This is a genomic window from Bradyrhizobium sp. Crot121 (genome assembly GCF_059512385.1).
Genome location: NZ_JCAMOR010000320.1, coordinates 1 through 615, shown reverse-complemented (window position 1 = coordinate 615; position 615 = coordinate 1). Strand labels below are relative to the sequence as shown.

At 51.7% G+C, this 615-nt stretch carries 1 protein-coding gene; it reads right to left on the bottom strand.

The annotated features are described in order from the left end of the window. Positions 1 to 615: recombinase family protein (locus AC5ZGW_RS46760; RefSeq protein WP_496114213.1), on the bottom strand; the 615-nt coding region annotated here is incomplete at both ends.

Here is a 615-nt window from a genome sequence, read left to right as displayed (position 1 = left end):
GAGACTCGTGTCAAACCGCACATGCCAGCGGTATCCGCTACCAGAAATGCACGCTCGCGCGATCACGACGGCTGCCGTGAATTGACCATTTATGGTCAGAAGCTGATTTTGATCTACCGCGATGCGAGCGCCAGCTAGCTCGAAGCCGCGAATTACGGTGGTGACAATTGCGGGATGGGTATCCCTTATCCGGCGATTTACCTCGATATACGAGTAGTCTCGATCCGGAATATATCCGATTAGACTATATGCCCTGATCAGACTTCCGAAGCGATGCCGATAGGCGCTTGCCGAAGGCATGTCCTCTCGCTCGTCGATAATAAGCCCAGAAAGATAGCCTTCATCTTTCAGAACCTCCTGCAGCAAAGCCAAAAGTTCTTCATCGGAATAGTGAGCGCTACGAGCATCGATGATCGTGCGAGCTCGCTCAAAGAGTTCACGGCTGATCACAGGGGGAAACGCAGCCTCCGCTCTAACCCAGGTATCTGGACTGTTTACAACGCGCTTCTGCTTGAGCTTGAACGAGACGCGGTTGAAAACATTGTTTCCGATATATTTTTCGTTGGTAAGGATCTGATGGACCGAAGCACGTGTCCAAGAACGCCCTAGATCCGT